The organism is Pseudomonas sp. o96-267, from assembly GCF_003935465.1.
GTDB classification, from domain to species: Bacteria; Pseudomonadota; Gammaproteobacteria; order Pseudomonadales; family Pseudomonadaceae; genus Aquipseudomonas; species Aquipseudomonas sediminis.
On sequence record NZ_RHQP01000080.1, the window covers coordinates 1 to 2,151 of the forward strand.

1 protein-coding gene is annotated in these 2,151 nt (G+C 65.5%); it reads right to left on the reverse strand.

Annotation, left to right across the window (positions count from 1 at the left end):
• The coding region (locus tag EGJ86_RS24790; RefSeq protein WP_125836938.1) for a Tn3-like element ISPa38 family transposase at positions 1-2,151 on the reverse strand (2,151 nt) is incomplete at both ends.

The following is a 2,151-nucleotide window of genomic DNA, read 5'->3' on the forward strand; positions in this document are numbered from 1 at the left end:
CAGTCCAGGATGAACAGTGTGCGCTCGATGCGTCCCAGCTCACGCAGGGCGACGGCCAGGCCGTTCTGGCGCGGGTAGCTGCCAAGCTTCCTGAGCATCAGCGAGGCCGTCGCCGTGCCCTGCTTGATCGAGGTGGCCATCCGCAGGATTTCATCCCAATGGGCGCGGACGTGCTTGATGTTGAGCGTGCCGCCGATCATCGGTTTCAACGCCTCGTAGGTGGCATCGCCCTTCGGGATGTAGAGCTTGGTGTCGCCCAGGTCACGAATGCGCGGGGCGAAGCGGAAGCCCAGCAGGTGCATCAACGCGAAGACGTGGTCCGTGAACCCTGCCGTGTCGGTGTAGTGCTCCTCGATCCGCAGGTCGGATTCGTGATACAGCAGGCCGTCGAGCACGTAGGTCGAGTCGCGCACGCCGACGTTCACGACCTTGGTGTGGAACGGCGCGTACTGGTCGGAGATATGGGTGTAGAACGTCCGCCCTGGGCTGCTGCCGTATTTCGGATTGATGTGGCCGGTGCTCTCGGCCTTGCTGCCGGTGCGGAAGTTCTGGCCGTCCGACGATGACGTGGTGCCGTCGCCCCAATGCTCGGCGAAGGGATGTCGGAACTGCGCGTTGACCAGCTCGGCCAGTGCCGCCCCGTAGGTTTCGTCGCGGATGTGCCAGGCTTGCAGCCAGGCCAGCTTGGCGTAGGTCGTGCCGGGGCACGATTCCGCCATCTTGGTCAGGCCCAGGTTGATCGCGTCGGCGAGGATCGTGGTCAGCAACAGGTTTTTGTCCTTGGCCAGGTCGCCTGACTTCAGGTGGGCGAAGTGCCGGGTGAAGCCCGTCCATTCGTCTACCTCCAGCAGCAATTCGGTGATCTTGACGTGCGGTAGGATCATCGCCGTCTGGTCGATCAGGGCCTGTGCGGTATCGGGCACCGCCGCATCGAGCGGCGTGATCTTCAGGCCCGACTCCGTGATGATGGCGTCCGGCAGCTCGTTGGCCAGCGCCATGCGGTTGACGGTGGCGAGCTGCGTTTCCAGCAGCGTCAGCCGGTCATGCAGGTACTGGTCGCAATCGGTGGCCACGGCCAGCGGCAATTCGCTGGCCTGCTTGAGGCTGGCGAATTTCGCGGGCGGCACCAGGTAGTCCTCGAAGTCCTTGAACTGGCGCGAGCCTTGCACCCAGATGTCGCCGGAGCGCAGCGCGTTCTTCAGCTCCGACAGCGCGCACAGTTCGTAGTAGCGCCGGTCGATGCCGGTGTCGGTCATCACCAGCTTCTGCCAGCGCGGCTTGATGAACTCGGTCGGCGCGTCGGTGGGCACCTTGCGGGCGTTGTCGCTGTTCATGCTGCGCAGCACCTCGATGGCGTCGAGTACGTCCTTGGCGGCGGGCGCGGCCCGCAACTTGAGCACGTCGAGAAATTCCGGCGCGTAGCGGCGCAGCGTGGCGTAGCTCTCGCCGATGCGGTGCAGGAAATCGAAGTCCTCGGGTTGCGCGAGCCGCTGCGCTTCGGTGACGCTCTCGGCGAAAGCATCCCAGGACATGACGGCCTCGATGGCGGCGAACGGATCGCGGCCCGCTTGCTTGGCCTCGATCAGCGCCTGGCCGATGCGCCCGAACAGCCGCACCTTGGCATTGATCGCCTTGCCGGATGCCTGGAACTGCTGCTGATGCTTGTTCTTGGCGGCATTGAACAGCTTGCCCAGGATGCGGTCATGCAGGTCGATGATTTCGTCGGTGACGGTGGCCATGCCCTCGATGGCGAGCGCCACCAGGGTCGCGTAACGCCGCTGCGGCTCGAACTTCGCCAGGTCGGCGGGCGTCATCTGGCCGCCCTCGCGGGCGATCTTGAGCAGCCGGTTCTGGTGAACCAGCCGCTCGATGCCGGAGGGCAGGTCGAGCGCCTGCCACGCCTTGAGGCGTTCGATGTGTTCCAGCATGTGCCGCGAGTTCGGTTTGACCGGGGATTGCCGCAGCCAGGCCAGCCACGTCGTCTTGCCGTTGTCGCGGCGCTTGAGCAGATCGTCGAGGCGACGGCGATGCACGTCCGTCAGCGGCTCAGCCAAGGCGTCGTAGAGACGCCGGTTGGCGCGGGTAATCGCTTCGGCGCTCGCCCGCTCGACGGCGTTGAGGGCGGGCACAATGACCGACTGCCGCCGCAGG